18 protein-coding genes and 1 pseudogene are annotated in these 22,676 nt (G+C 49.8%); 2 read left to right on the forward strand and 17 right to left on the reverse strand.

Annotated elements, in window-relative coordinates; all coding sequences use genetic code 11:
* Window positions 1-227 precede the first annotated feature (227 nt).
* The 3 genes from recG to ACR0QE_RS09925 are packed head-to-tail and all read right to left on the reverse strand — an operon-like array spanning window position 228 to window position 4,416.
* The gene (recG, locus tag ACR0QE_RS09915) at window positions 228-2,318 is read right to left on the reverse strand and encodes an ATP-dependent DNA helicase RecG (RefSeq protein WP_432628197.1); all 2,091 of its coding nucleotides are present in this window, start codon (window positions 2,316-2,318) and stop codon (window positions 228-230) included.
* A 6-nt stretch (window positions 2,319-2,324) separates the two neighbouring features.
* Complete coding sequence (locus tag ACR0QE_RS09920; RefSeq protein ID WP_432628212.1) at window positions 2,325-4,031, reverse strand: DAK2 domain-containing protein; 1,707 nt, start codon at window positions 4,029-4,031, stop codon at window positions 2,325-2,327.
* A gap of 28 nt (window positions 4,032-4,059) precedes the next feature.
* A complete protein-coding gene (locus ACR0QE_RS09925) occupies window positions 4,060-4,416 on the reverse strand; it encodes an Asp23/Gls24 family envelope stress response protein (RefSeq protein WP_177977329.1) in 357 nt (118 codons plus the stop codon).
* 306 nt (window positions 4,417-4,722) lie between these two features.
* Between ACR0QE_RS09925 and rpmB the strand changes: the two genes are divergently transcribed.
* Complete coding sequence (gene rpmB, locus ACR0QE_RS09930; RefSeq protein WP_118533668.1) at window positions 4,723-4,908, forward strand: 50S ribosomal protein L28; 186 nt, start codon at window positions 4,723-4,725, stop codon at window positions 4,906-4,908.
* Between the two features lie 329 nt (window positions 4,909-5,237).
* On the opposite strand, the gene ACR0QE_RS09935 is transcribed toward rpmB, so the two are convergent.
* From ACR0QE_RS09935 to ACR0QE_RS09980, 10 genes and pseudogenes are all read right to left on the reverse strand, one after another.
* On the reverse strand, window positions 5,238-5,645 hold the full coding sequence (locus tag ACR0QE_RS09935) for a GerW family sporulation protein (protein WP_432628198.1): 408 nt from the start codon (window positions 5,643-5,645) through the stop codon (window positions 5,238-5,240).
* 52 nt (window positions 5,646-5,697) lie between these two features.
* Entirely contained in the window at window positions 5,698-6,705 is a 1,008-nt protein-coding gene (locus tag ACR0QE_RS09940) for a DUF2953 domain-containing protein (protein ID WP_432628199.1), read from the reverse strand.
* A gap of 3 nt (window positions 6,706-6,708) precedes the next feature.
* A complete protein-coding gene (locus tag ACR0QE_RS09945) occupies window positions 6,709-7,101 on the reverse strand; it encodes a hypothetical protein (protein ID WP_432628200.1) in 393 nt (130 codons plus the stop codon).
* Window positions 7,088-8,416 (reverse strand): hypothetical protein, encoded by a 1,329-nt coding sequence (locus ACR0QE_RS09950; protein ID WP_432628201.1) that lies wholly within the window; start codon window positions 8,414-8,416, stop codon window positions 7,088-7,090. The genes ACR0QE_RS09945 and ACR0QE_RS09950 overlap by 14 nt, the downstream gene beginning before the upstream one ends.
* Before the next feature lie 147 nt (window positions 8,417-8,563).
* On the reverse strand, window positions 8,564-9,811 hold the full coding sequence (locus tag ACR0QE_RS09955; RefSeq protein WP_432628202.1) for a competence/damage-inducible protein A: 1,248 nt from the start codon (window positions 9,809-9,811) through the stop codon (window positions 8,564-8,566).
* A gap of 4 nt (window positions 9,812-9,815) precedes the next feature.
* Window positions 9,816-10,358: a CDP-diacylglycerol--glycerol-3-phosphate 3-phosphatidyltransferase gene (gene pgsA, locus ACR0QE_RS09960; RefSeq protein WP_432628203.1), complete on the reverse strand. Its 543-nt coding sequence runs from the start codon at window positions 10,356-10,358 to the stop codon at window positions 9,816-9,818.
* Window positions 10,342-11,682, reverse strand: a complete 1,341-nt coding sequence (gene rimO / locus ACR0QE_RS09965) for a 30S ribosomal protein S12 methylthiotransferase RimO (RefSeq protein WP_432628204.1) — start codon at window positions 11,680-11,682, stop codon at window positions 10,342-10,344. The genes pgsA and rimO overlap by 17 nt, the downstream gene beginning before the upstream one ends.
* Before the next feature lie 526 nt (window positions 11,683-12,208).
* Window positions 12,209-12,463 (reverse strand): annotated as a pseudogene (rpoZ, locus tag ACR0QE_RS09970) (DNA-directed RNA polymerase subunit omega); the annotation flags it as partial.
* 65 nt (window positions 12,464-12,528) lie between these two features.
* Window positions 12,529-13,158, reverse strand: coding sequence for a guanylate kinase (gmk, locus tag ACR0QE_RS09975; RefSeq protein ID WP_432628205.1), 630 nt, complete (start codon window positions 13,156-13,158; stop codon window positions 12,529-12,531).
* A gap of 13 nt (window positions 13,159-13,171) precedes the next feature.
* On the reverse strand, window positions 13,172-14,050 hold the full coding sequence (locus tag ACR0QE_RS09980; protein ID WP_432628206.1) for a YicC/YloC family endoribonuclease: 879 nt from the start codon (window positions 14,048-14,050) through the stop codon (window positions 13,172-13,174).
* A gap of 205 nt (window positions 14,051-14,255) precedes the next feature.
* Here ACR0QE_RS09980 and ACR0QE_RS09985 point away from each other — a divergent pair, with 205 nt between their 5' ends.
* A complete protein-coding gene (locus tag ACR0QE_RS09985) occupies window positions 14,256-16,001 on the forward strand; it encodes an Rqc2 family fibronectin-binding protein (RefSeq protein WP_432628207.1) in 1,746 nt (581 codons plus the stop codon).
* A gap of 117 nt (window positions 16,002-16,118) precedes the next feature.
* Here the strand turns inward: ACR0QE_RS09985 and ACR0QE_RS09990 are convergent, their stop codons facing one another.
* The 4 genes from ACR0QE_RS09990 to ACR0QE_RS10005 all read right to left on the reverse strand — a co-directional run.
* Window positions 16,119-16,469, reverse strand: coding sequence for a helix-turn-helix domain-containing protein (locus ACR0QE_RS09990; protein WP_432628208.1), 351 nt, complete (start codon window positions 16,467-16,469; stop codon window positions 16,119-16,121).
* A gap of 114 nt (window positions 16,470-16,583) precedes the next feature.
* Window positions 16,584-18,524: a hybrid sensor histidine kinase/response regulator gene (locus ACR0QE_RS09995; protein ID WP_432628209.1), complete on the reverse strand. Its 1,941-nt coding sequence runs from the start codon at window positions 18,522-18,524 to the stop codon at window positions 16,584-16,586.
* Between the two features lie 74 nt (window positions 18,525-18,598).
* Complete coding sequence (locus ACR0QE_RS10000) at window positions 18,599-21,529, reverse strand: response regulator (RefSeq protein WP_432628210.1); 2,931 nt, start codon at window positions 21,527-21,529, stop codon at window positions 18,599-18,601.
* Between the two features lie 27 nt (window positions 21,530-21,556).
* The coding region (locus ACR0QE_RS10005) for a hybrid sensor histidine kinase/response regulator (RefSeq protein ID WP_432628211.1) at window positions 21,557-22,676 on the reverse strand (1,120 nt) is incomplete at its 5' end.

Consider the following 22,676-nt stretch of genomic DNA (forward strand, 5'->3'; position numbering starts at 1 on the left):
GTATCACAAGATCAGTGACATAATCCAGATGGAAAAATATCGAGTCCTCTATCAATGTGCAAGGGAATGCAATGATTTTGACTCCTTTGTAAAGACCGTGGCGTAGTTTTGTGCAATTTTTCAAATTTGCTCATTTATAGAAAATAAACTTAATTTTATACAGTTATCTGGTTATCTCTGTCATTATATCTTTATTGTTACATCTAGCACCATAAGATAAGCCTCACTCACAGATTCAGCTTCTCATATCCCTGGCTCACATACCGCTCCATCCGCTCTTTCAGTGCCTCATGCTCCGAAGCCGCAAGTTCCGGATCTGACTTTAACAAGTCGTCAACTTCCCTCGCAACGGTCTTTAGGAGATCTGCATCCGTAAAAATATCCGCAAGGCGGAACTCGAGATCACCGCTCTGGCGCATGCCAAAGAAATCCCCGGGGCCGCGCAGTTTCAGATCCTCCGATGCAATATAAAATCCATCGTTGGAGCGGTTTAAGATGTCAAGGCGCTCCTGCGTTCCGTCCTGATCTGATCCATTGACCATGATGCAGTAAGACTGGGATTTTCCGCGCCCGACACGCCCGCGAAGCTGATGGAGCTGGGCAAGTCCAAAACGCTCCGCATTCTCAATCATTATGACCGTCGCATTCGGCACGTTGACCCCGACCTCGACAACCGTCGTCGACACAAGGATCTGGATCTCGCCGGACGCAAATGCCTCCATGATTTTATTCTTTTCTTTGCCCTTCATCCGGCCGTGAAGGTACTCGATCCGCGCGCCCGGAAGCCGCTCCCGCAGAAGTTTCGTGTAATCGAGAACGTTCTCCGCCTCAATCATCTCGCTCGCCTCGACCATCGGGCAGATCACATAGGCCTGATGACCGGCATGAAGCTCTTTGGCGAGGAACTGGTAAGCGCGGTCCCGGTAGCCTGTATCGACGACACAGTTCTTGATCGGAAGGCGGCCGACCGGCATCTCATCGATCACAGAGATGTCGAGATCCCCATAGAGAATGATCGCGAGTGTTCTCGGGATCGGAGTCGCACTCATCACAAGCACATGGGGCAGGGTAGTTGTGTCTATATCTGCCAGACTTTTCAGACTCTCCGCACCCTTTTGACCAAAGGCCTCCCTCTGTCCGACGCCAAATCGGTGCTGCTCATCCGTGATCACAAGTGCCAGTTTGTCATAGTGTACATTTTCCTGAATCAGTGCATGCGTTCCGACGATGATGTCCGCCTCGTGGGAGGAAATTTTTCTGTACGCCTCCCGCTTCTCCTTTGCCGTCATCGAGCCGGTCACAAGCACAACCTGCTTTGTGACCTCCCATCTTTCAAAAAGTTCCTGCATCGACTCAAAATGCTGTCTTGCGAGGACCTCAGTCGGAGCCATGAGCGCACCTTGAAATCCGTTGTACGCCGCCTGAAGAAGCGCAAGAATCGCAATCACCGTCTTTCCGGATCCCACGTCTCCCTGAACAAGACGATTCATCACAAGTCCACTCTCAAGATCCCGCTGCACCTCGGTGAGCGTGCGCTTCTGTGCCGCGGTCAGCGCATAGGGCAGATGCACCTCAAGCTCGTCGACCGCTTCCACATGATGCATCACAAAGGCAGATCTCTGATCCTGCCGTTTCTCCTTGAGTCTCCGCACTGCCATCAGAAAGAAAAAGAACTCATCAAAAACAAGACGCTTTCTCGCCGTCAGAAGTTCTGCGCGGTCGGCCGGAAAATGAATGTGCTCAAGCGCGTAATTGTACTCCGCAAGTTCATACCGGCTTCTCAATTCTTCCGGAAGGTACTCCTGCTCAATCTCATGGTGGGCGAAAGCCTCCTCCATCGCGCGCACAATCGCCTTGTTTCCAAGCCCTTTTGTCTGGCCGTAAACCGGACGCATCGATCCCATAACCCGCTCATAGTCCTCGGGCGAAAAGATTTCCGGCTGTTCCATCTCGAGACGGTTTCCCTTTTTCACAACTTTTCCCCGGAACACAAAGCGCTTTCCCATCTTGAGCGTCGCGCGCAGATACGGCATATGGTACCAGGTCAGCTGCATCACCCCGCTCTTATCTTTGACGGAGGCAAGTGTCAGCTCCACCTGCTTAAACCGGCGCACCGAAGCCGTCTTTAGGAGAGCGCCAGAGACAGCAAGAATCTCCCCCTCCCGCGCCGCCTCAATCAGCGTCGGCGGTTCATAAGCATCGTATCCCCTCGGATAATCGTGGGGCAAGTCGTCCACAGTCTCAATTCCCAATTTTCGAAACAGGGCACCGGTTTTTTCACCGATGCCCTTTAAACTCGTAACAGGTTCCTGATTCATAAAAAATTACTCCACAGAAATCATGTAATAATAAATCGGCTGTCCGCCATCCTGAAGCTCGATCTCAAGATCCGGGAATGCCTCTTTTGCCTTGTCTAACAGCTTCTGGGCATCCTCCTCCTTCACATCACTTCCGTAGTAGATCGTCACAAGCTCAGAATCCTCATCTGCCATCGCTTTGAGGCTGTCGAGAGCGACATTCTCGATCGATGTTCCGACTGTGAGCATTCCATGATCGCCGATACCCATGATGTCGCCCTCATGGATCTCCATGCCGTCAATGTTCGTGTTGCGGACTGCATACGTGATCTGACCCGTCTTCACGCGCGCCATCTCATCCTTCATCGTCTCAAGATTCTCCTCCGGAGTCTGATCCGGGATAAAGTTGATCAGCGCTGTGATTCCCTGCGGAACGGTGCGGGACGGAACCACGATGATCTTCTTGTCCTCAACCAGGTACTTCGCCTGCTCTGCCGCAAGAATGATGTTTTTGTTGTTCGGAAGGATATAGATCACATCTGCATTGACCTTCTCGATCGCATCGAGCATATCCTCGGTACTCGGATTCATTGTCTGACCACCCTCAATGATATAGTCTGCTCCGATTCCACGGAAGATCTCACTGAGTCCCTCGCCGACAGAAACTGCAATAAAGCCTGCTGCCTTGCGCGGCTCTTTGCTTGCCTTTTCCTGCTCTGCCAAAGCCTCCTCCTGCTCTTTCTGCTCTCTTGCAACCTTCTCTGCATTCTGGATCAGGCGCTCATGGTGCTCCTCGCGCATGTTATCGATCTTCATGCGGGACAGAGAACCGTAAGTCAGTGCTTTCTGGATTGCAAGACCCGGATCATTCGTATGGACATGAACTTTCACGACATCGTCATCGGAAACGACAACGATCGAATCGCCGATAGATTCCAGGTATGCCTTGAACTCCAGCTCATCCTTCTCGGTAAATTCCTTCTCCAGATTGATGATAAACTCCGTACAATAGCCAAACTTGATGTCCGCAGTGTCGATGTCGGAAGAACCGGCAGCACTCTTTCCGGAAACCGTGCCGGAAACACCCGCACCGGCAGCCACCGGAATGCTCATGTCGACTTCCTTGCCATTTAATCCGTCAAGTGCCCCTTTCAGCACCTGCATCAGACCCTGACCGCCGGAATCGACAACGCCTGCCTGTTTCAGAACCGGAAGCATCTCCGGAGTCTGGCTCAGCACATAATCGCCCTGCTCAATAACTTTTTCAGCAAACTCAATGACATCATCCGTCTGCGGAACAAGCTCCACAGCCTTGTCTGCCATGCCCTTTGCAACCGTCAGGATCGTGCCCTCCTTCGGCTTCATAACTGCCTTGTAGGCTGTCTCTGTCGCGCGCACAAAAGCATTTGCAAGCACGGTGACATTGATCTTGTCCGCTGTCTTGATCTCCTTTGTAAATCCGCGCAGAAGCTGGGACAGGATAACGCCGGAGTTGCCGCGTGCACCGCGCAGGGAACCGGAGGAGATCGCTTTTGCAAGGTTCTCCATCGTCGGCTGCTCAATGCCTGCAACCTCGCGCGCTGCCGACATGATTGTCATCGTCATGTTTGTTCCCGTATCTCCATCCGGAACCGGAAATACGTTCAGCTCATTAATCCATTCTTTTTTTGCCTCTAATCCTTTTGCCGCAGAGAGAAATGCTCTCTGCAGCAGATGTGCATCAATATCCTTCATACTCACCGGTATGCTTCCTCCTTCATTATCAATCAATTACTCGTACACCTTCTACATAGATATTGATCTTGTCAACTTCCATTCCGGTGAATTCTTCCACTTTGTATTTCACATTGGCAATCAGGTTGTCCGCAACTGCACAGATGCTGACTCCGTAAGCCACAATCACATGGAAATCCAGAGAAATGTGGTTATCCTCCACACTCACTGTAATTCCGTGCGTAATGCTCTCTCTCTTGAGCAGTTTTACAAGTCCGTCTTTCATGCTTACGGCCGCCATTCCGACGATTCCGAAGCATTCCACTGCTGTCATACCTGCATAAAGGGCGATAACATCTGAACTGATCTGGATTTCGCCAAGTTTGTTGTTGATGTGTCCTTTCATAGCCATCCCTCCATTTTTATTTTCCGCGTGTTTCAACGAAATCCGCCAGATAGGCGAATCCCGTCTTCCATCGCATTGTTTCTTTATTAAGGTATTCCTTAAAGTAGTCCTGCTAAAATCCAAATTGAAGACATCTTTTAACTAAATAAGTATACCACACACCCGATATTGTGTCCATTCCAAGTTTTCCCGTTACATTTTTTTTGAAATTTTTCAAATTTCACTTGCAAAAATGTCGAACTTCTGTTATCATACATTTGTTGTAGCCTCCACCCGGAGGCAAGTAGCGGTGAAGGAGGTGCAATCATGGCTAAATGTGCAATCTGTGAAAAGGCTGCTCACTTCGGAAATAATGTGAGCCATTCCCATAGAAGATCCAACGCGATCTGGAAAGCAAACGTTAAATCTGTCAAGGTTAAGGTAAACGGCGGCGCTAAGAAGATGTACGTTTGTACTTCTTGCTTACGTTCTGGCTTAGTAGAGCGTGCTTAATTTGTTGCATTTAAAAAGCTGTCAGTCCACTCGGGCTGGCAGCTTTTTTGTTTTCTTCAGCACGTGAACAGATAATACCCTAAAGTCAGGCATCCGATAATAAAAATCAATGTTGTCAGTGTTTCGGGGATAAAAAGGAGAAGGGTCATCCCCATTCCAAAACAAAAAAGCATCAGACCGCAGACTCGTTTCATGGACTCCTCCTTATATGATGGATCAAATAAACAGATCAACTATCGTCCGTTTTCTCTGATACTATCACCATATGCAGGTGTCCACAAAACGATTCCACGAGCCAATGCTTCACAATTCCACTCAAGATTCCGTGCTCAGCGCTCTGTCACTTCTTTTGCATTCTCAGCGATCGTCTCCGCCGTCTCGACGGCTTCCTTTGAGACTTCCTTCTCTCCGCCCGTAAACTTATTCACAAAATCCGGCACCATATCGAGAATCTTTGTCACCGCATCCTGCTGTTTGATGTTCACGAGTTTCGTCACTCCGTTCTGGATCACGAGAACTGCGCTCGGACTCATCTTCGCGCTCATTCCGCCTCCGCCGTTCTGCTTCGCATTATCGGCAAACGATCCGGCAGCCATTCCGCAGGTCACATCCACAAGCGGAAGAATGATCGCATCATCCACCTTGACTGCATCGCCCACAACCGTCTTCGTCGTCACAAACTGATCCATCCCCTTAAACAGTGCCTCCACTGTCTCTGCAAAATGATTTTCTGCCATCGCTATTCCTCCTTATGATGACCTGCCCTCCCGCAGCAATCTGTCTTCTCTGCTATCTGCGGGAATTTCTCCATGTCTTCCACAGTCTCCGGGCATCTTTATCTATCAGAATCCGAAGTCCGATCCAAAGCAGGGTTCCGATCCGAATTCGTCCTTTCAGCTTTGTCTCACCCTCAAGCACCAGTTCCTCCGCCTCAAATACCGGCGTTATCGCAAAAGTTTTCCCGTAAAATCCGTAAAATGGGCTGATCACGGTCAGCACCTTTCCCGTAAGATAAGGATCTCCAAGTCCAAATCTCAGCTTTCCGGAAAGTTTTTGCGGAAAAACATGGCGGAAAAACCAGAAAACCTGACGCTTCAAGAGTCGAAACACCCTCTTATTCTCCTCCCGGCGTAAAAAATCCATCAGGCGCTTTCTCTTCTCATTCAGCTCCTGAAGATTCGAACCGATTCCTGCCAGACGCTTTCTGATTCCGCCGAAACGCTTTTTGATTTTCTTCCAGAATACTTTTATCTTTTCCGGGATCTTTTTAAAGAAACTCCCAATTTTTTTCTGTTTTGATTCTCCAGGAACTTCGGACTTTTTTCCTTCCTGTTCTGTGCTTCTTTCTTCTGGTTTTTCTGGTTCTTCTGGTTTTTTTGTTTCTCTTGATTTTTCCAGCTTTTTCGGTTCTTTTTCTTCTTTTAATCTTTTTACTGTTTCCGATGCGGTTCCTGTTTTTGACTCTCTTGATTTTTCCGCATGTTTTTGCACCTGCTCTGAAGGCTTTGATTCTTCCTCCGAAACTTGAGCGGTTTCCGCCTTCTTCCTGTTTCCAAGTGGTCTTCCAAAAATCCGCAGAGAAATCTCTGTGGTCTCCCTGCGCCGAACCGTCAGCGAAATTGCCTGAAACAGCCAGCTGACCGCGGCTTCCGCCTGAAACGTCTCATAGAGAGAGACTTCTGCCCGGTAGCAGATCGGCACAAATAAGACCAGACACAACACCAGTAAAATCAATCCGAGAATTCCAAGAATCAGCAATCCAAGAATTTTCAGGATTCCAAAAATGACAGCCAGCATCCGTTATTTTTCCTTTTCCGCCCCGTCCTCATGCAAACGGTTCTGTTCTGAATTCTGCTCTGAAACATCATCCTCTGAATCTTCCGGAAAATCCGGGATAAACGCTCTCCAGTCAAAACCGCCGGTTGTCCGGTACATATCATCCACAATCCGGCGCACAACCTCAAGCGCTTCCCAGTAAGTCACGGCAACTCCGATCAGCAGATGCTCCTGATCCCGGTACGGCGGGAGAAGAAGCATCGCAGAAGGATAAATATCAAGCACATTATTCCCGTTCTGCGGCGGAGTAATCACATAGACTTCCGGCTGAACCTTTCCGCTGCGCAGACCCTGAAGGATCGCAAAGCGCCGTCTCGCCGCCTTTTCTCCGATGTAGAGATGTTTATAACAGATCATAATCCTCTTCTTCCATCAACATTTCCAGAAGTTCCTTGCTTGCTTCCCTCTCTGCCCAGTCGGAACAGCTCTCCAGACTGTTCTTCACATACTCAAACAGTTCCTGAGTAGAATTAAAGCAGAACGGAATCACACCTAAAACCCCCGCCATGATTGCACGGGAGACCGGTTTTGGAAGAGACTTTAAGAGCGGATCCGCCTGTGCGATAAAATCATTCACGGTCCGGTCAAGCGTTGCACGGTCAACTTCTCCCTCCGGCTCCGCTTTTTCAAGAATCGCAAACGGACTGTCCGAAATCAGGCTCTCCACGCGGAATGCCAAAGCTGCCTGCTCCTCATTCTCCCAGGAATCTTCCTTAAAGTCCATGCGCATATATTTCTCAAAATACTCTTCCTGGACGCCCTCAAGCTCCTCAAGTTCTTCAAAAACAGTCTCTGCCAGCTCTTCTTTCTTTTCCCAGGCTTTGCAGACAGCCCGCAGAATTGCCTCGGCATGCTGCTCTTCCACTGCATCACGGACTGCGAAAGGCTTGCAGATGCAGATTCCGCAGAGATCATTTGCCATCTCCTGAAGATCCCGGAAGAGATCGGTCTCGTCTGAGAGCTGTAACCCAACTGTTCCAATTTTTCCCTGAAGTTCCAAAAACGTCTCCTTTGACATTTCAGAGAAATTCTGCTTTCTCAGCTGATCCAGCAATTCTGCAAGTTCCGGCTTCCGGCTCTTCTGCTCTTCGGTCATCTCCAGCATACTCGCTGACCGGACAAAATACATGATCGCATCGAGGCTTTCTTTATCTGATCCGATGTAGGCAGAAAGGGACTCGCTGAGAATACTGTAAAACTTTTGTCTCGTCATGCGGACCGGAAGCTCCCGGATCACCTGCTGGATCCGCTGGTTCATCATTGCCCCATCTTTCACATCCGCAATATAGTGAATCAGCCTGTTAAGAAATCCCTCATCGGAATCTTCCACAGTCGGAAGGTCATCGATATACTTGCGCTCCATGCGGTTGAAAACGTATTCGTAGATGCGGAAATTATCCACAAATCCGATAAGCGTCTCCATCTCTTTTCTGCACGCTTCTCTAAGCGCGAGTGCCTCCTGCGTCAATTCCACAGAATTCTCTCCCTCACAGAAACGCTTTAAAAGTTTTATAAACGTCTCCACCAGAGATCCATATGTCCCCTTATCCGTGCTGAATTCCGTAAATTCCGGATCTGTCACTTCGTCGCACAACATACAGGAATTTAACGCAAGCCTCGCCAGCGAATATCCATACGCGGCAGAGCTGAGCTTTCTCCACTGATTTGCCATCTCCGAATCCCCCATTTTTCTTTTTTATCGGTAACTGCCCGGAATAAATCCCCGCAGTTCTGAGCAAATGCTTTTCTCAAATACAAAGATGTTGCTCCGCACTATGTGCTCTCGCAATCTTCAAAAATATAAATCTCCGCAATGAAATTAACGGTAATTGTCAAGAATCGAGCGGCGGAGCAGATCAAGCGCACGCATCACTGCCTGCTCGCGGACCTTCTCGCGGTTGCCCTTAAACTGGTATTTCTCCACATTTACCTTGTCTTTCATGTAAGTCGCAATATAGACAAGGCCAACCGGCTTCTCCTCGCTTCCGCCGTCCGGTCCGGCAATGCCGGTCACAGCGACGCACGCGTCGGAATCCGTCGCAAAAACACCTCCGGTCGCCATCTCGCGCGCAGTCTGCGGGCTGACAGCTCCGTACTTCTTCAGTGTGCTCTTGCTCACATCGAGATACTTGCGCTTCGCCTTGTTCGAGTAAGTCACAAATCCCTGGTTGAAGACCTCCGATGCCCCCGGCACATTGACGAGACGTCCTGCAACGAGTCCTCCGGTGCAGGATTCCGCCGTCGTCACTGTCAGCTCGTACTTGTTGAGCAGGCGGACAACTGCCATCTCAAGCGTCTCCTCCTCCTTCGTCGAGTAGACGAAATCACCGAGACGGTTCTTGATCTCCTTGACCACCGGCTTCATCAGCTTCTTCGCCTCATCCTCCGTCGCTGCTTTCGCGGTCACCCGGATGTGGACCTCACCGGTCTTTGCATAAGTCGCAATCGTCGGGTTCGTCTGTCCGTCAATCAGATCGAGAAGTTTGCTCTCCACCTGACTCTCCCCGATTCCGCAGATCTTGATCATCTGGGAGCGGAGAACCTCCGGCTGACGCTCCTTCAGCCACGGATAAACCTGATTCTTGAACAGCGGAACAAGCTCGTTTGGCGGCCCCGGAAGAAGAATCGCCGTCTTTCCGTTCTTCTCCATGATCAGTCCCGGTGCCATTCCATTGTCGTTGTCGAGAACTGTTGCCCCATCCGGCACCACCGCCTGTTTCCAGTTGTTTGACGGAATCTCTTTATAGATTCCTCCACGGAAGAATTCCTCGATGCGCTCTCTCGTGTGAGGATCCTCCACGAGATCAAAGCCCATCACCTCTGCGCATACTTCCTTCGTCAGATCATCCTCCGTCGGCCCGAGTCCTCCCGTCAGAATCACAACATCCGAGCGATCAAGCGCTGTCTTTACCGTCTCCGCCATGCGGTCGTGGTTATCCCCGACAACCGTCTGGTAATAAATGGAAATTCCAAGATTTGCACACTGCTGTGCAAGATACTGCGCATTCGTATTTACAATGTTTCCAAGAAGCAATTCGGTTCCTACCGCAATCAGTTCCGCTGTCATTTTTTTACATCCTTCCTTCTGTCAGAACACGATGGTTCTTTGAAATGTAATCGACAAGAGATACCACTGTCAGAATCAGGGCAATCCACGTACAGATTCCGGTCAGAAGATGAAGAACCGGAAGGTTGACGATCATCAGGATCACTGCAATCATCTGAAAGGTTGTCTTAAATTTTCCCCAATAGCTCGCTGCAATCACGATTCCCTGCTCCGCTGCCACCAGACGGAAACCGCTGATGATGAATTCCCGGCTGACAATCACAATGACCATCCATGCCGGAAGCTGCCCAAGCTGAATCAGGCAGATCAGAGCAGAGCAGACGAGAAGTTTGTCTGCTAACGGGTCCATAAATTTTCCAAAATTTGTTACCAGATTGTACTTTCGCGCGATCTTTCCGTCAAGCATATCCGTCAGGCTTGCGACAATGAAAATCGCAGCCGCCAGATTTCTCATAAGCTGAACCCGGCCATCAAATACCAGCAGACTCACAACAAAAAACGGAATCAGAATCACTCGCATCACCGTAAGTTTATTCGGCAGATTCATCATAGACCTCCCCAATCAGATCATAATCGGAAGAACCAGTTACCTTTACTCTCACAAAATCACCGGACATCATTGCCTCGCCGGTATTTACAAAAATATATCCGTCCACACCCGGAGCATCCATGTAGGTACGTCCCACATATGCCGGCTCGTCTGCGACCTTGCCCTCGATCATCACGTCAAGAACACGGCCGACCATCGACTCGGATTTCTCAAATGCGATCTCCTGCTGAAGCTCCATGATCTCATCACGGCGCTCTTCCTTGACTTCCTGATCGATCTGGTCCGGGAAGGTTGCCGCCGGGGTATCCTCCTCCGCAGAGTACGCAAACACACCGAGACGCTCGAATTCCATCTCATCGACAAAGCGCATCACTTCCTCATGATCCTCCTCGGTCTCTCCCGGGAAGCCTGCAATCATCGTTGTTCTCAGCGCAATATCCGGAATTGCACTGCGAAGCTTTCCGATCATCTCGCGAAGCTGTGCCTGATTTGTCCGGCGTCCCATGCGCTTTAACACGCGGTCACTCGCATGCTGGATCGGAATGTCAAGATAATGGCAGACCTTCTCCTCCGTGCGGATCGTCTCAATCAGCTCATCGGTGATCTCCTCCGGATAGCAGTACTGAATCCGGATCCAGTAAATTCCGGAAATCTGTGCCAGACGGTGAAGCAGCTCCGGGAGCATCTTCTTGCCGTAGAGATCCACGCCATAGAGAGTCGTCTCCTGTGCGACTAAAATCAGCTCGCGCACACCCTTCTCTGCAAGGCTCTCTACCTCCTTAATCAGTCTCTCCATCGGAACAGAGCGGTAATTTCCGCGCAGACTCGGGATGATACAGTATGTGCAGTGCTTGTCACAACCCTCTGCAATCTTTAAGAATGCATAGTGGCCGCCCGTCGTCAGCATACGCTCCGTATTGACCTCCGGAAGCGCATTCAGGTCATGGAAGCAGCTCACACCGTGCTCTCCGCCAAGTGCTTTCTTGAGGACAGCAGAGATCTCATCGTAAGTGGAAGTTCCAAGAATTCCGTCTACCTCCGGGATCTCATCGATGATCTCCTGCTTGTAGCGCTGTGCCATACATCCGGTCACGATCAAAGCCTTGCACTTGCCGGTTTTCTTTAATTCCGCCATCTCAAGGATCGTGTTGACACTCTCCTCCTTCGCATCATTGATGAAACAGCAGGTATTGATCACGATGATGTCCGCCTCATTCTCATCATCGGTAAAGCTGTAACCGTCCTTATTCAGAAGACCGAGCATCATCTCGGTATCTACCAGGTTCTTGTCACAGCCAAGGGAAACACATAAAATCTTCATCTATACTAATTACTCCTAATCTCTCTATCTCTTTGTATCACAATCACTCTTTTTAATAAGTTCTTTGCTTATTTTTTCTTTGTAACTTTGCAAAATTCTTTTTTGTCATAAATGTTGTGTTTTTTCTGTATCTATGGAAAAAGCCATCTCGGATAAATATCATGAGACGGCTCCTCCTTTTATTTCTAAATTCTCTCTGGCAGGATTCCTATCCCCCAGAGTGGATGTTCCCCTCCTCTACCGTCGGGGCTATCCTAAGACCACTCAGAAGAGAAGACACTCCCCCTCTGAGCGATGCATGATTTTGCGTAGATGTGCAGCAGTTCGCTGACTGCTCTGCAACCGGAACTTACTCGTTGATATGAGCCGGGTTCTTTAAAGCCATCTCGCCGATCAGGCCAGCTGCCTCCTCGGTTGCCATCTCCAGAACTACATTGGATGCCTCCTCAGCTGCGCGGACAGCACTCTCGTCGATGTAAGACAGGGTAGCAGTGTTCTTCTCCAGCTCAAGGTACTCCTCTCTGGTCTCCTGCTCATCCTCTTCTGTCTCTACGTCGCCAAGAATCTTTACGCGACCCTCGTACAGCTCCTGAACAGCGATGGAAAGCGGTTTCTTTCCCGGTGCTGCTGCAACGAGCGGATCATCTCCACCGATGATCTGTCTTGCGCGCTTGGATGCTGCAAGAACGATGGAATAACGGCTCTGTACAACCGGCTGCTCGCCCGGCTCCACATCGCTGTTTACTGCATTGATCAAATCTGTATAAGACGGATGTAACATAGAAAAATCTCCTTTCCACAGGCGCTTTCCCGCGTCCTGCGCTGACATATTAATATTAATTTTGTTTACTTGCGATAAACCTGAAGCTCCTGATTCATCTGCGAACAGAACTCTTTGTTCTCCTCGCTTCTCGCATGCTGAGACTGAATCAGATGGTGAAGCTCTTCGACGCAGGTGTCCAAATCGTCATTGACCAGAATGTAATCATACTGATCCATATACACGGCTTCCTCTGCTGCACGGGCGAGACGCTTCTCAATGACCTCAGCCGTCTCCGTTCCGCGGCCGCGCAGGCGCGACTCAAGCTCTTTCGCACTCGGAGGAGTGACAAAAATCAGCAGAGTATCCGGGAACTTTTCTTTGACTTTCAGGGCTCCCTGAATCTCGATCTCGAGAAGGACATCCTTTCCGGCTTCCCGCTGTTCCATGACGTACTTCTTCGGAGTTCCGTAATAATTTCCCACATACTGTGCATGTTCAATCAGGGCATCTTCTTCAATCATCTGCTCAAACGCATCTTTCTTCAAGAAGAAATACTCCCGTCCATCCTGCTCCCCCTCACGCGGTCCGCGCGTGGTTGCAGAAATCGACAGCGCATACCGGTCTGCATACTTTGCAAGCAGTGCCTTCATCAGCGTACCCTTACCAGCTCCGGAAAATCCGGAAACAACGGTTAACAATCCCTTCTGACTCATCTTTCTCGGCTCCTTACTCAATATTCTGAATCTGCTCTCTCACTTTCTCGATCTCGGTCTTGAGCGCAATCGCGCGGTCAGACGTCTGAAGATCCGTCGACTTCGAGAGTGTGGTATTTGCTTCCCGATTCATCTCCTGTGCAATGAAATCCAGCTTTCTTCCGACACTTCCACCGACCTCAAGCTCCTTGCGGGTCGCATCGATATGGCTGCGCAGCCGGACCATCTCCTCATCGACACAGATCTTGTCCGCATAGATCGTCACCTCTGCGGCAATCCGCCCTTCTTCCATCGCTGCTCCGGCGAGAAGTTCTCTCACTTTTTCCTCAAGTCGCTGGCGATACTCAGTCAGAATCGCCGGGGAACGCTCCACAATAAAGTCCACAAGTTCCTCCATGTAGGAGAGTTTTCCGAGAAGATCTGCCTTTAACTTCTCTCCCTCCTGCACACGGGAATCCACAAATTTCTTTGCGGCCTCCTCAACGACTGCGGAGAGCTGACGCCACATCGCATCCTCATCCTCCGGTTCCTGCTCCATCACAAGAACCTCCGGCATCGATGCAAGCTTGGACACCGTCACATCGTTCGGAATTCCGAACTGCTCCTCCATCTGTCTGAAATGCTCCATATATTCTGCTGCGAGGGAGCGGTTGTAGCGGAGGCAGAGATTGCCCTCCGTGTAATCCTCATAAGAAATGAAGACATCCACTTTTCCCCTCTGAATATAGCTCTTGAGAAGATTTCTAATTGCTGCCTCGAAATAATTAAATTTCTTTGGCATCTTAATGCTCAGATCCAGATACCGGTGATTCACCGCCTTTATCTCCACAGAGATCTTGCACTCTGATGTGACAACCTCACACCTTCCGAATCCGGTCATGCTTTTAATCATCTGATCTTATTGCTCCTTTGTCTGCGATATGCATATTTGCTGTCCTAGCTGTCTTAAATGAATGTACCTGATACAGACACTCATAGATATTAAACATTATAAGGCAAATGGAAAAGCAAGTCAACTTGAAATTCAAATGCGAATCCTGTATAATAATAGAATGGCTACGTTCCGGTAGCAAGCAAATCATACGAGGTACAAACATATGGCATTTGACGGAATTGTAATTGCAAATCTGGTTCATGATATCAAGACGAAGCTTGAGGGCGGAAAGATCAACAAGATCGCTCAGCCGGAGAAGGACGAGCTTCTCTTCACGGTAAAAAACAACAAAGAGACGCTGCGTCTGTCAATCTCCGCGAGCGCAAGCCTTCCTCTTGTCTATTTTACAGACAAGAATAAGCCGAGCCCTCTGACGGCTCCGAATTTCTGTATGCTTCTGCGAAAGCATATCGGCACCGGCAGAATCGTAAAAGTCAGCCAGCCGGGTCTTGAGCGAATCATTGACTTTGAGATCGAACATCTCGACGAACTCGGCGATTTGAGACGCAAGCGCCTGATCGTTGAGCTGATGGGAAAGCACAGTAACATCATTTTCTGTAAGGAAGACGGCACAATCCTCGACAGCATCAAGCACATCTCGGCTCAGGTCAGCTCCGTGCGCGAAGTTCTGCCGGGCCGCCCCTACTTTATCCCGCACACGACAGAGAAGTCTGACCCCTTAAGTGTGACGGAAGCTGAGTTTATTGAGCTCATGCACTCTGCCCCGCTGCCGGTCCAGAAAGCGCTCTACCAGAAACTCACCGGCATCAGCCCGATCATCGGCGAGGAGCTCTGCCACATCGCCACAATCGACGGGGACCGCTCTGCAAATGAGCTGAGCGAGGCGGAGCTCACCCACCTCTATCACATGTTCTCGCTGATGATGGATGACGTCAAGGAAGGACGCTTCACACCAAATATCGTCTATAAGGGCAGTGAACCGGTCGAGTTTGCATCTGTCCCGCTCACCTGTTTTGACAGTGCAGCCTACACCGCAAAGACATTTGAGAACATCAGCCAGCTTCTCGAGTCCTACTACGCAGAAAAGAGCATCCTGACGCGAATCCGCCAGAAATCCGTTGATCTGCGCCGTGTCGTCCAGACGGCTCTCGAGCGAAACTACAAGAAGTATGATCTTCAGCTCCGCCAGCTCAAGGACACCGAAAAGCGCGACAAATTCAAGATTTACGGCGAGCTCTTGAATACTTATGGATATGAGCTCTCCGGCGGGGAGAAAGAGCTTAAATGCTTAAACTACTATGAGAACAAAGAGGTGAAGATCCCGCTTGATCCTCAGCTCTCCGCCCAGGAAAACGCCCAGAAATATTTCAGCAAATACAATAAGCTCAAGAGAACCTTTGAGGCCCTGACCGATCTGACGGCTGAGACGAAGCAGGAGATCGACCACCTCGAGTCGATCAGCGCCGCTCTCGACATCGCGGTCAAGGAAGAAGATCTCGTCCAGATCAAGGAGGAGCTCTCGGAGTTTGGCTTCATCAAGAAGCGTCCATTCGGGGCAAAGAAACCGAAGATCACGAGCCGTCCTTACCACTACCGCTCCACCGACGGCTTTGACATCTACGTCGGCAAGAACAACTATCAGAACGAGGAAGTCACGTTCAAGATCGCAAACGGCAATGACTGGTGGTTCCACGCGAAAGGAATCCCGGGTTCTCACGTCGTTGTCCGCACCGAGGGGAAAGAACTTCCGGACCGCGTCTTTGAGGAGGCCGGTGCCCTCGCCGCCTGGTATTCAAAGGGACGCACAAACGAGAAGGTCGAGATCGACTACATCCAGCGCAAACACGTCAAGAAGGCAGCGGGCGGCGCTCCGGGCTTTGTCATCTACCACACGAACTACTCGCTTATGGCATCCCCGAAGCTCGAACTCGAGGAAGTAACTTCCTGATATTCTGTAACGGTTTCTCACCTTCACAGTCACAAAAATTCTATTTAAATCAAAAACAGCAAAATAAAATGGAGAAGATTCCCGTTTGGGCGCTTCTCCATTTTACTGTTTTGAAATTTAAGTCGGCTCTCTCATATCTTCCTCACTCGGAAAATTTTTCAGGGAAACCCGAACCCGTTTTTGTTCCTCATTCTCCGGCGTGTGGACAAACTGAATCTTATTCTCCCATCCGTCAAGAAGTTCCTCACTGGAAATCTGAAAAACCTTCATAATCGCACACAGCTCAATATCTGTCACATAACGCTGCTTTGTCTCAATTCTCGTGATAACATTCCGATCAATATCAAGTCCCATCAGCTGAAATTCCATCGCCAGTTTTCTCTGCGAAAATCCGTGCGACTCTCGAAGCTGTCTGAGTTTATCTGCAATGAGATTTTTCTCACCGGACTCTCCTCTGGACTTCGGCACAAATCCCACCTCCTGTCTCATATTTTCAACCACTCTGAGTTTATTTTACCCAAAAACACTTCTTATCTTGGTTGTAAAAATGAGACAGATGATCCATCCGGCCAGTTTATCAGCTTAAGAGGGCAGGGAGGACGGAGGAATCTTGCTGCGATCGATGAGTCTTGCTCCGAGCTGTTTCTCAAACACCAGCATCAGAGCATTCATATCGATCGGTTTTGCGACGTGATCATTCATCCCGACTTCGAGTGCCTTCCGCCGGTCCTCCTCAAACGCGTTCGCCGTCATCGCAACGATCGGAATCGCCGCCTTTCTCGGATTGTCCATCTTCCGGATCATCTGTGTCGCCTTGTATCCATTCATGATCGGCATCTGAATGTCCATGAGAATCAGATTGTAATAATCATCCGGCGCCTGCTCAAGCATCTCCACACAGACAACACCGTCTTTTGCCCGCTCGACCGTCAGGCCCTGCTCCTCCAACAGTTCGATCGCAATCTCCGCATTCAGATCATTGTCCTCCGCAAGAAGAATCCGCTTCCCTTTTACGCTGACTTTGTCCAGACAGTACTCTGCCCGCTTTGCCTTTGCATCGGCCTCGTCTGCGATCCGGCACGGGATTCTCACCGTAAAACGGCTTCCCACCCCGAGTTTGCTCTCGACAAGAATCGTTCCGCCCATCATATCCACGAGTTTCTTGACAATCCCCATTCCGAGACCGGTTCCCTCCACTCCGCTGACCGTGGAGGTTCTCTCTCTCGAAAATGCATCAAAGATATGCTTCTGAAATTCTTCCGCCATTCCGATTCCGTTATCCGCAACCGCAAACTCTGTCACGCACCAGCCCTCTCTCTGATCCGGATACTGGCGCAGATAGCAGCGGATCGTTCCCCCATTCCCCGTATACTTTACTGCGTTGCTCAGAATGTTGAGAAAAACTTCCGCCATATGCGCCTCATCGAGATAGACATAAGGGTAGTGGATTTCTTTTTCTGACGTCAGTTTCTGCTGCTTTTTCTCGCAGGCATTCTCGAACATCACCATGCAGGAGTCAAACGACTCCCCCGATCTGACCACCGTCTCCTCTATGACGGTCTCGTTATTTTCAATCTGCGCAAGCTCGAGGACATTGTTGATGATCGAGAGCAGATTTTCGCCGGAGATATGAATCTTCTCCATGTAGCTATCCAGCTTTTCCGGTTCATGCAGATGGTTTCTCGCAAGATCGGAATATCCGAGAATCGCATTCATCGGGGTCCGCAGATCATGGGACATATTAAACAGAAACGTGGACTTTGCCTTGTTTGCCGCCTGTGCTGCCTCCACGGACTTTTCAAGCATTTCCTGCTGCTTCTTTTCCTTCGTCTTCTGCTCCTGCATCGAATAATAGCTGAAAATAATCAGAGCCGCCGCAAGCACAATCGCCACGGAAGCAATCTTCGTCGCAGAATAGTTGATCGCCTTGATGGATTTGTACGTCGATTCCATGTCGATCTCAATACAGAGCGCGCCGACAACCTCGCCCGCATGACTCCGGTTATAGATCGGATAGCACGCCGTGAAGATATGTCCCCAGGTTGTGTCCACAATCTCCGGCGAGTAAATCGTCTCACCGGAAAGTGCCGCATTGATGTAGGGAATCATCTCATCCTCGATCGCCGTCCCTGGATAGGCAAAATCACTTGCACCGTAATCCAGACCATCGATCAGATAAACCAGTTCCCCGTCCTCCGCACGTTTTGCCGTGTAGAGATAGCGGACTGATCGCAGAAGACGAAGATCATTGAGTCTTGACTGAAGCGTCTTATAGCGCTCCGTCTTCATATCCTCGTAATCATTGATTTTCGTAAAATCATCTTTCGTGAAAAGATTGAGGACTGCCCGGTGAACCATGTCCGAAGACCATTTATCATGTTCCACCGATTCCTTAAGCGTACTGTTGCTGTAATTTTTTTGCAGCAGAACGGTATAAACTGCGATAAATAAAAATGCCAGAAGAAGCAGAAGAAACAAATTTAATTTGTTATTCTTTTTTGTCGTCCCATCTGTTGTCCCCATTGCGTCTCCATTCTCCTCATTTTCCGGATTCCGGTTTTCTTTTCTCTTCCAGTTCTTTTTTCCCTTTTCTTTTTTCAGGCAATCCGGTTCTGCTCTGTAAATCGGGCAATCGTCGCAATCACCTTACTCATATCCAGCGGTTTTTCCAAAAACTCATTCATTCCCGCGTTGACGCATTCCATCCGCGCCTCCTCCGAGACACAGGCAGTTGTCGCAAAAATCGGTATCGTTGCAGCATCTTCTCTTCCGGAACTGCGAATCTTTCTGGTCGCCTCATATCCATCCATCACCGGCATCATGATATCCATGAGAACGGCATCAAAGGTTCCCGCACTCTCATTTAAGTAAAACGTGACCGCCTGGGAGCCATCCATCGCAACAAATACCCGTGCCCCCGCATCTTCGAGAAGGAAACGTGCGATCTCAATGTTGAGTTCATTGTCCTCCACGAGAAGGATCCTCATTCCGGACAGATTTCGCAGTTCTTCCACTTTGTTTTTGTTCTCCAAAGATCCGGATTGTGTAACTGTCACCGGACTTTCGCCAGTCTCCGGTGCCTTCTCTTTCAGCACCTTTGTAAACGGAATGGAGATATGGACTGTGGTTCCGACATTTCTCTCACTCTCCACCTCAATCGTTCCGTTCATCTGGTCAATCAGAGTCTTTGCGATCGGCATGCCAAGCCCTGCCCCCCGGTAGACGGTTCTCGCATCGATTCTCTCCTGCGAAAACGGCTCAAAAATCCGCCCCAAAAATCCAGGTTCCATGCCGATTCCGGTGTCGGAGACCGTGCAGTCATAAATCACTTTCTCCTCCTGATTCTCCGTCTTTTCAGGCTCTGCCGGATCTGGCCGCAGCTCTTCTTTCCACACAATCTGTCCATCCGGCTTATTGTACTTTACGGCATTCTCCAAAACGTGCTGGAGAACCTCGCGGATATGCGCTGTATTGCCGTACACCTCACACTCGGGCAGTTCCCCGCTCTCTCTGATGAGTGTAATCCCCGCCTCCGATGCTTGCCTCTCAATCGACTGCTCGAGATCTCTCGTCACCCGCTTCAGATCGACGCGCTCCTGCTCCCCGAGGGATGCCTCTCCCTCAAGTTTGCTCATCTCAATCACGTTGTTGACAAGACTCAGAAGCTGATAGATCGCGGCAGTCGCCTTTTTTCGGTTTTCCTCAATCAGCTGCTCATCTTTGCTCTTTCGATTGACCTCTATGATTCCGAGAATCGCATTGAGCGGAGTCCGGATGTCGTGGGACATGTTGTTTAAGAAAATCTGCTTCGCATAACTTGCCTGCTGGGCCCGGTAAAGCGCATCTTCGAGAACCTGATTCTGTTCCCGCTCCCGCAGTGCCCGCTTGTGCAGGTTTTTATATCGCCTCACACTCAGAATCGTGAGCAGGATCAGAAGAACCGAGGCTGTCCCGTACAGAACTCCCGCATGCGCCCGGAAAAAGTCATCCGCCGTGTAAGAGACGAGGTCCCCGATGTACTGGTAGGCGTGATTGATTCCATACCCTTCCCCGAGAATCGTGATTCCATGGTTCAGAAGTCGAAGCAGATCGCTGTTTCCAAAATCCACGCCGAAGCATCTGTCATCCGTTTTCTCAAGCGGAAGGATGTTCAGTGTTCCGTCCGTTCCCACGAGCTTGACGGAGCGGAGTGCATTGATGATCGTGCTGTCCGCCTTTCCATTTCTCACCATCTTCATGCAGTCCTCGATCGTATCACCATAAATCACTTCCGCCTGAGGATAAGTTGCCACCGTATAAAAATACTGGAGCTGGTTGTCCCGGTTTACCGCCACCCTCTTTGTCGTCTGCCTGCTGTACCCTCCCTTATAGACAAGGTCGGTGGACGAACTCACGACGACAGAGCTCTGCTGATAGCCGAGCTGCTCGGCATACTGCATCTCCCCGCCGACCGGAAAGACAAAATCGACACTCCTGTCTTTCAGAGCCTCAATCATCTGGTCATGGCTGTCAAATTTCTCATAGACAATCTCCGGGTGATAATCCCCCGGAAGCGCAGCAAAAAGATCCGGAATCAGGTCTGCGACGAGTCCGGTGACGCTTCCGTCCTTCTTTGTGTCGCTGTACGGCATGTAGTTGTTCAAATAGCCGACTGTGATCTTTGGATGATTTTTCATCCACTCCTGCTCCTGCTGGGAGAGAAAGACACTGATCGAGGTGTCTGCGGTATATTTCTTTCTCAGCGCATCTAAATAGAGCGAGTCCTGTCCTCCCATAATCGAGAGCGCCTGATTCAGCTCCTCTAAAAGCTCCGGATCCTTCTTTGACACACCGAGATAATACGGCTCTCTTCCAAGCAGCTCGACCGGAGTGATGCCCGTATAACCCGAGACGATATTGTCCGCACTCACAAACCCGTCCAGTTTGTGCATATTAAAGTCAGAGGCGCACTCGGCAAGATCCTTGTAATGGACAAGCTCCACCTTTGCCTTAGTCTCCTCCATCCAGCGCTCTATGCTTGCAAGAATTTTCTCGTCGTTGACTACCCCGATCCGCTTGCCGGAATAAGAGGCAATATCCCCGCTTCTCATCGACGAATCCGAGACGTCCTTATAGATATAAAACGTCTCTTTCAACATCTCATAATCCGGATAGCAGATCTGCTCTGCACGCTCATCCGAGTATGAGACTCCGGCGAACACATCGATCTTTCCGTCAACCAGCTTTTTGTAGAGCTCCTCCCAGTCCCCCGGAACATACTCATACTTCCAGCCTGTGTATGCCGCAATCTTCTGAAGATACTCATAACTGTATCCGCTCCTGAGCGAGGTCTTGCCATCTCCCTCCTGGAAATTCCTCGCCTGATAATAACCGACTTTCACAGTCCGGTAGGGATGATCCTGCGCAAAGGCCGTCATTCCGCCACCAAACACACCAATCCCAATGCTGACACTCAGACTGATAAAAAAGCAAACCAACTTCCAATGCCACCCGGCCACACGTTCTCCCAGCGACTGTCTTTTCTCCACCTTTGTCTCTCTCCCCCATATATTCTCTTATTGCTGTTCAGAAAATGCCTGGTTTGCCTCCCCGATCCGAAGCATCAGGCTGCTGACCGTCTCCTCAATCTCCTTTGAGGTGATCGGCTTTGTGATATAGGCATTCATTCCCGCCTCCATACAGATCTTCTGATCGTTTGCAAATGCATTTGCCGTCATCGCAATAATCGGCACGTCGTGATCGTTCCGATCGGTCGCCCGAATCTGTCTCGTCGCCTCAACGCCATCCATCACCGGCATCTGCATATCCATAAAGATCACAAAATACTCACGGTTCTCAGACTTCTGATACTTCTCAAGACCGATCTTTCCGTTCTCCGCCCACTCCACATCAAAGCCGAGACTCGTCAGCAATTCCTCCGCAATCTCTGCATTCAGGGCATTATCCTCCACAAGAAGCACTTTCTTTCCGCTGAAATCCGTCCGAGGTTCTGAACTCTCCGTCACCACCCTCAGAACAGAATCTCTCTGTTTGGCGGAGGACTCCTCAAACGGGATCTCAACAATGAACGTCGATCCCTTTCCAACTTCACTCTGGATAAAAAGTTTTCCGTGCATCAGATCGGTAAATCCCTTCACGACAGACATTCCAAGTCCGGTTCCCTCCGTTGTGGAAGTCCGGCTGTTGTCGGCACGGCTGTAATCCTCACAGATGTGTTTCAGGTACTCTTTCGTCATTCCGATTCCATTGTCCGCGCAGGTGAAGCGGTAAGTTTTGCCGTCCTCAAGCACATCGAGACTCACCCGGATCATTCCTCCGATGTCCGTGTACTTGATCGCATTGGAGACAATGTTCACCATAATCTGGCTGAATCTTCCGGAATCTCCGATCACCACCTGATCTTTAAAACTGCACGAGACTGTCAGGGACTGGGACTTCTTGTCCGCGAGCGGACGAAGGATCTCCATGCTCTCCTTCATACACTCCTCCGGATTAAACGGCTTGTGCACAAGCTCGATATGTCCGTGTTCTAACTGGTTGACGTCAAGAATGGAGTTGATCACAGACAGCAGATAGCTTCCCTCCGTCTTGATGCTGTCAAGCGCATTGTCAAGTTTTACCGGGTCATACTTGTATTTTTTTGCAATCTGTGTCATGCCGAGAACCACATTCAGA

It is taken from the genome of Brotaphodocola sp. (genome assembly GCF_050873065.1).
In the GTDB taxonomy this organism is placed as follows: domain Bacteria; phylum Bacillota; class Clostridia; order Lachnospirales; family Lachnospiraceae; genus Brotaphodocola.

What these genes read in the sequence shown, in the direction of transcription:
- recG (WP_432628197.1), bottom strand. Translation starts at nt 2,318, where the DNA reads ATGAATCAGGAACCTGTTACGAGTTTAAAGGGCATCGGTGAAAAAACC.
- ACR0QE_RS09920 (WP_432628212.1), bottom strand. Translation starts at nt 4,031, where the DNA reads ATGAAGGATATTGATGCACATCTGCTGCAGAGAGCATTTCTCTCTGCG.
- ACR0QE_RS09925 (WP_177977329.1), bottom strand. Translation starts at nt 4,416, where the DNA reads ATGAAAGGACACATCAACAACAAACTTGGCGAAATCCAGATCAGTTCA.
- rpmB (WP_118533668.1), top strand. Translation starts at nt 4,723, where the DNA reads ATGGCTAAATGTGCAATCTGTGAAAAGGCTGCTCACTTCGGAAATAAT.
- ACR0QE_RS09935 (WP_432628198.1), bottom strand. Translation starts at nt 5,645, where the DNA reads ATGGCAGAAAATCATTTTGCAGAGACAGTGGAGGCACTGTTTAAGGGG.
- ACR0QE_RS09940 (WP_432628199.1), bottom strand. Translation starts at nt 6,705, where the DNA reads ATGCTGGCTGTCATTTTTGGAATCCTGAAAATTCTTGGATTGCTGATT.
- ACR0QE_RS09945 (WP_432628200.1), bottom strand. Translation starts at nt 7,101, where the DNA reads ATGATCTGTTATAAACATCTCTACATCGGAGAAAAGGCGGCGAGACGG.
- ACR0QE_RS09950 (WP_432628201.1), bottom strand. Translation starts at nt 8,416, where the DNA reads ATGGCAAATCAGTGGAGAAAGCTCAGCTCTGCCGCGTATGGATATTCG.
- ACR0QE_RS09955 (WP_432628202.1), bottom strand. Translation starts at nt 9,811, where the DNA reads ATGACAGCGGAACTGATTGCGGTAGGAACCGAATTGCTTCTTGGAAAC.
- pgsA (WP_432628203.1), bottom strand. Translation starts at nt 10,358, where the DNA reads ATGAATCTGCCGAATAAACTTACGGTGATGCGAGTGATTCTGATTCCG.
- rimO (WP_432628204.1), bottom strand. Translation starts at nt 11,682, where the DNA reads ATGAAGATTTTATGTGTTTCCCTTGGCTGTGACAAGAACCTGGTAGAT.
- gmk (WP_432628205.1), bottom strand. Translation starts at nt 13,158, where the DNA reads ATGAGTCAGAAGGGATTGTTAACCGTTGTTTCCGGATTTTCCGGAGCT.
- ACR0QE_RS09980 (WP_432628206.1), bottom strand. Translation starts at nt 14,050, where the DNA reads ATGATTAAAAGCATGACCGGATTCGGAAGGTGTGAGGTTGTCACATCA.
- ACR0QE_RS09985 (WP_432628207.1), top strand. Translation starts at nt 14,256, where the DNA reads ATGGCATTTGACGGAATTGTAATTGCAAATCTGGTTCATGATATCAAG.
- ACR0QE_RS09995 (WP_432628209.1), bottom strand. Translation starts at nt 18,524, where the DNA reads ATGGGGACAACAGATGGGACGACAAAAAAGAATAACAAATTAAATTTG.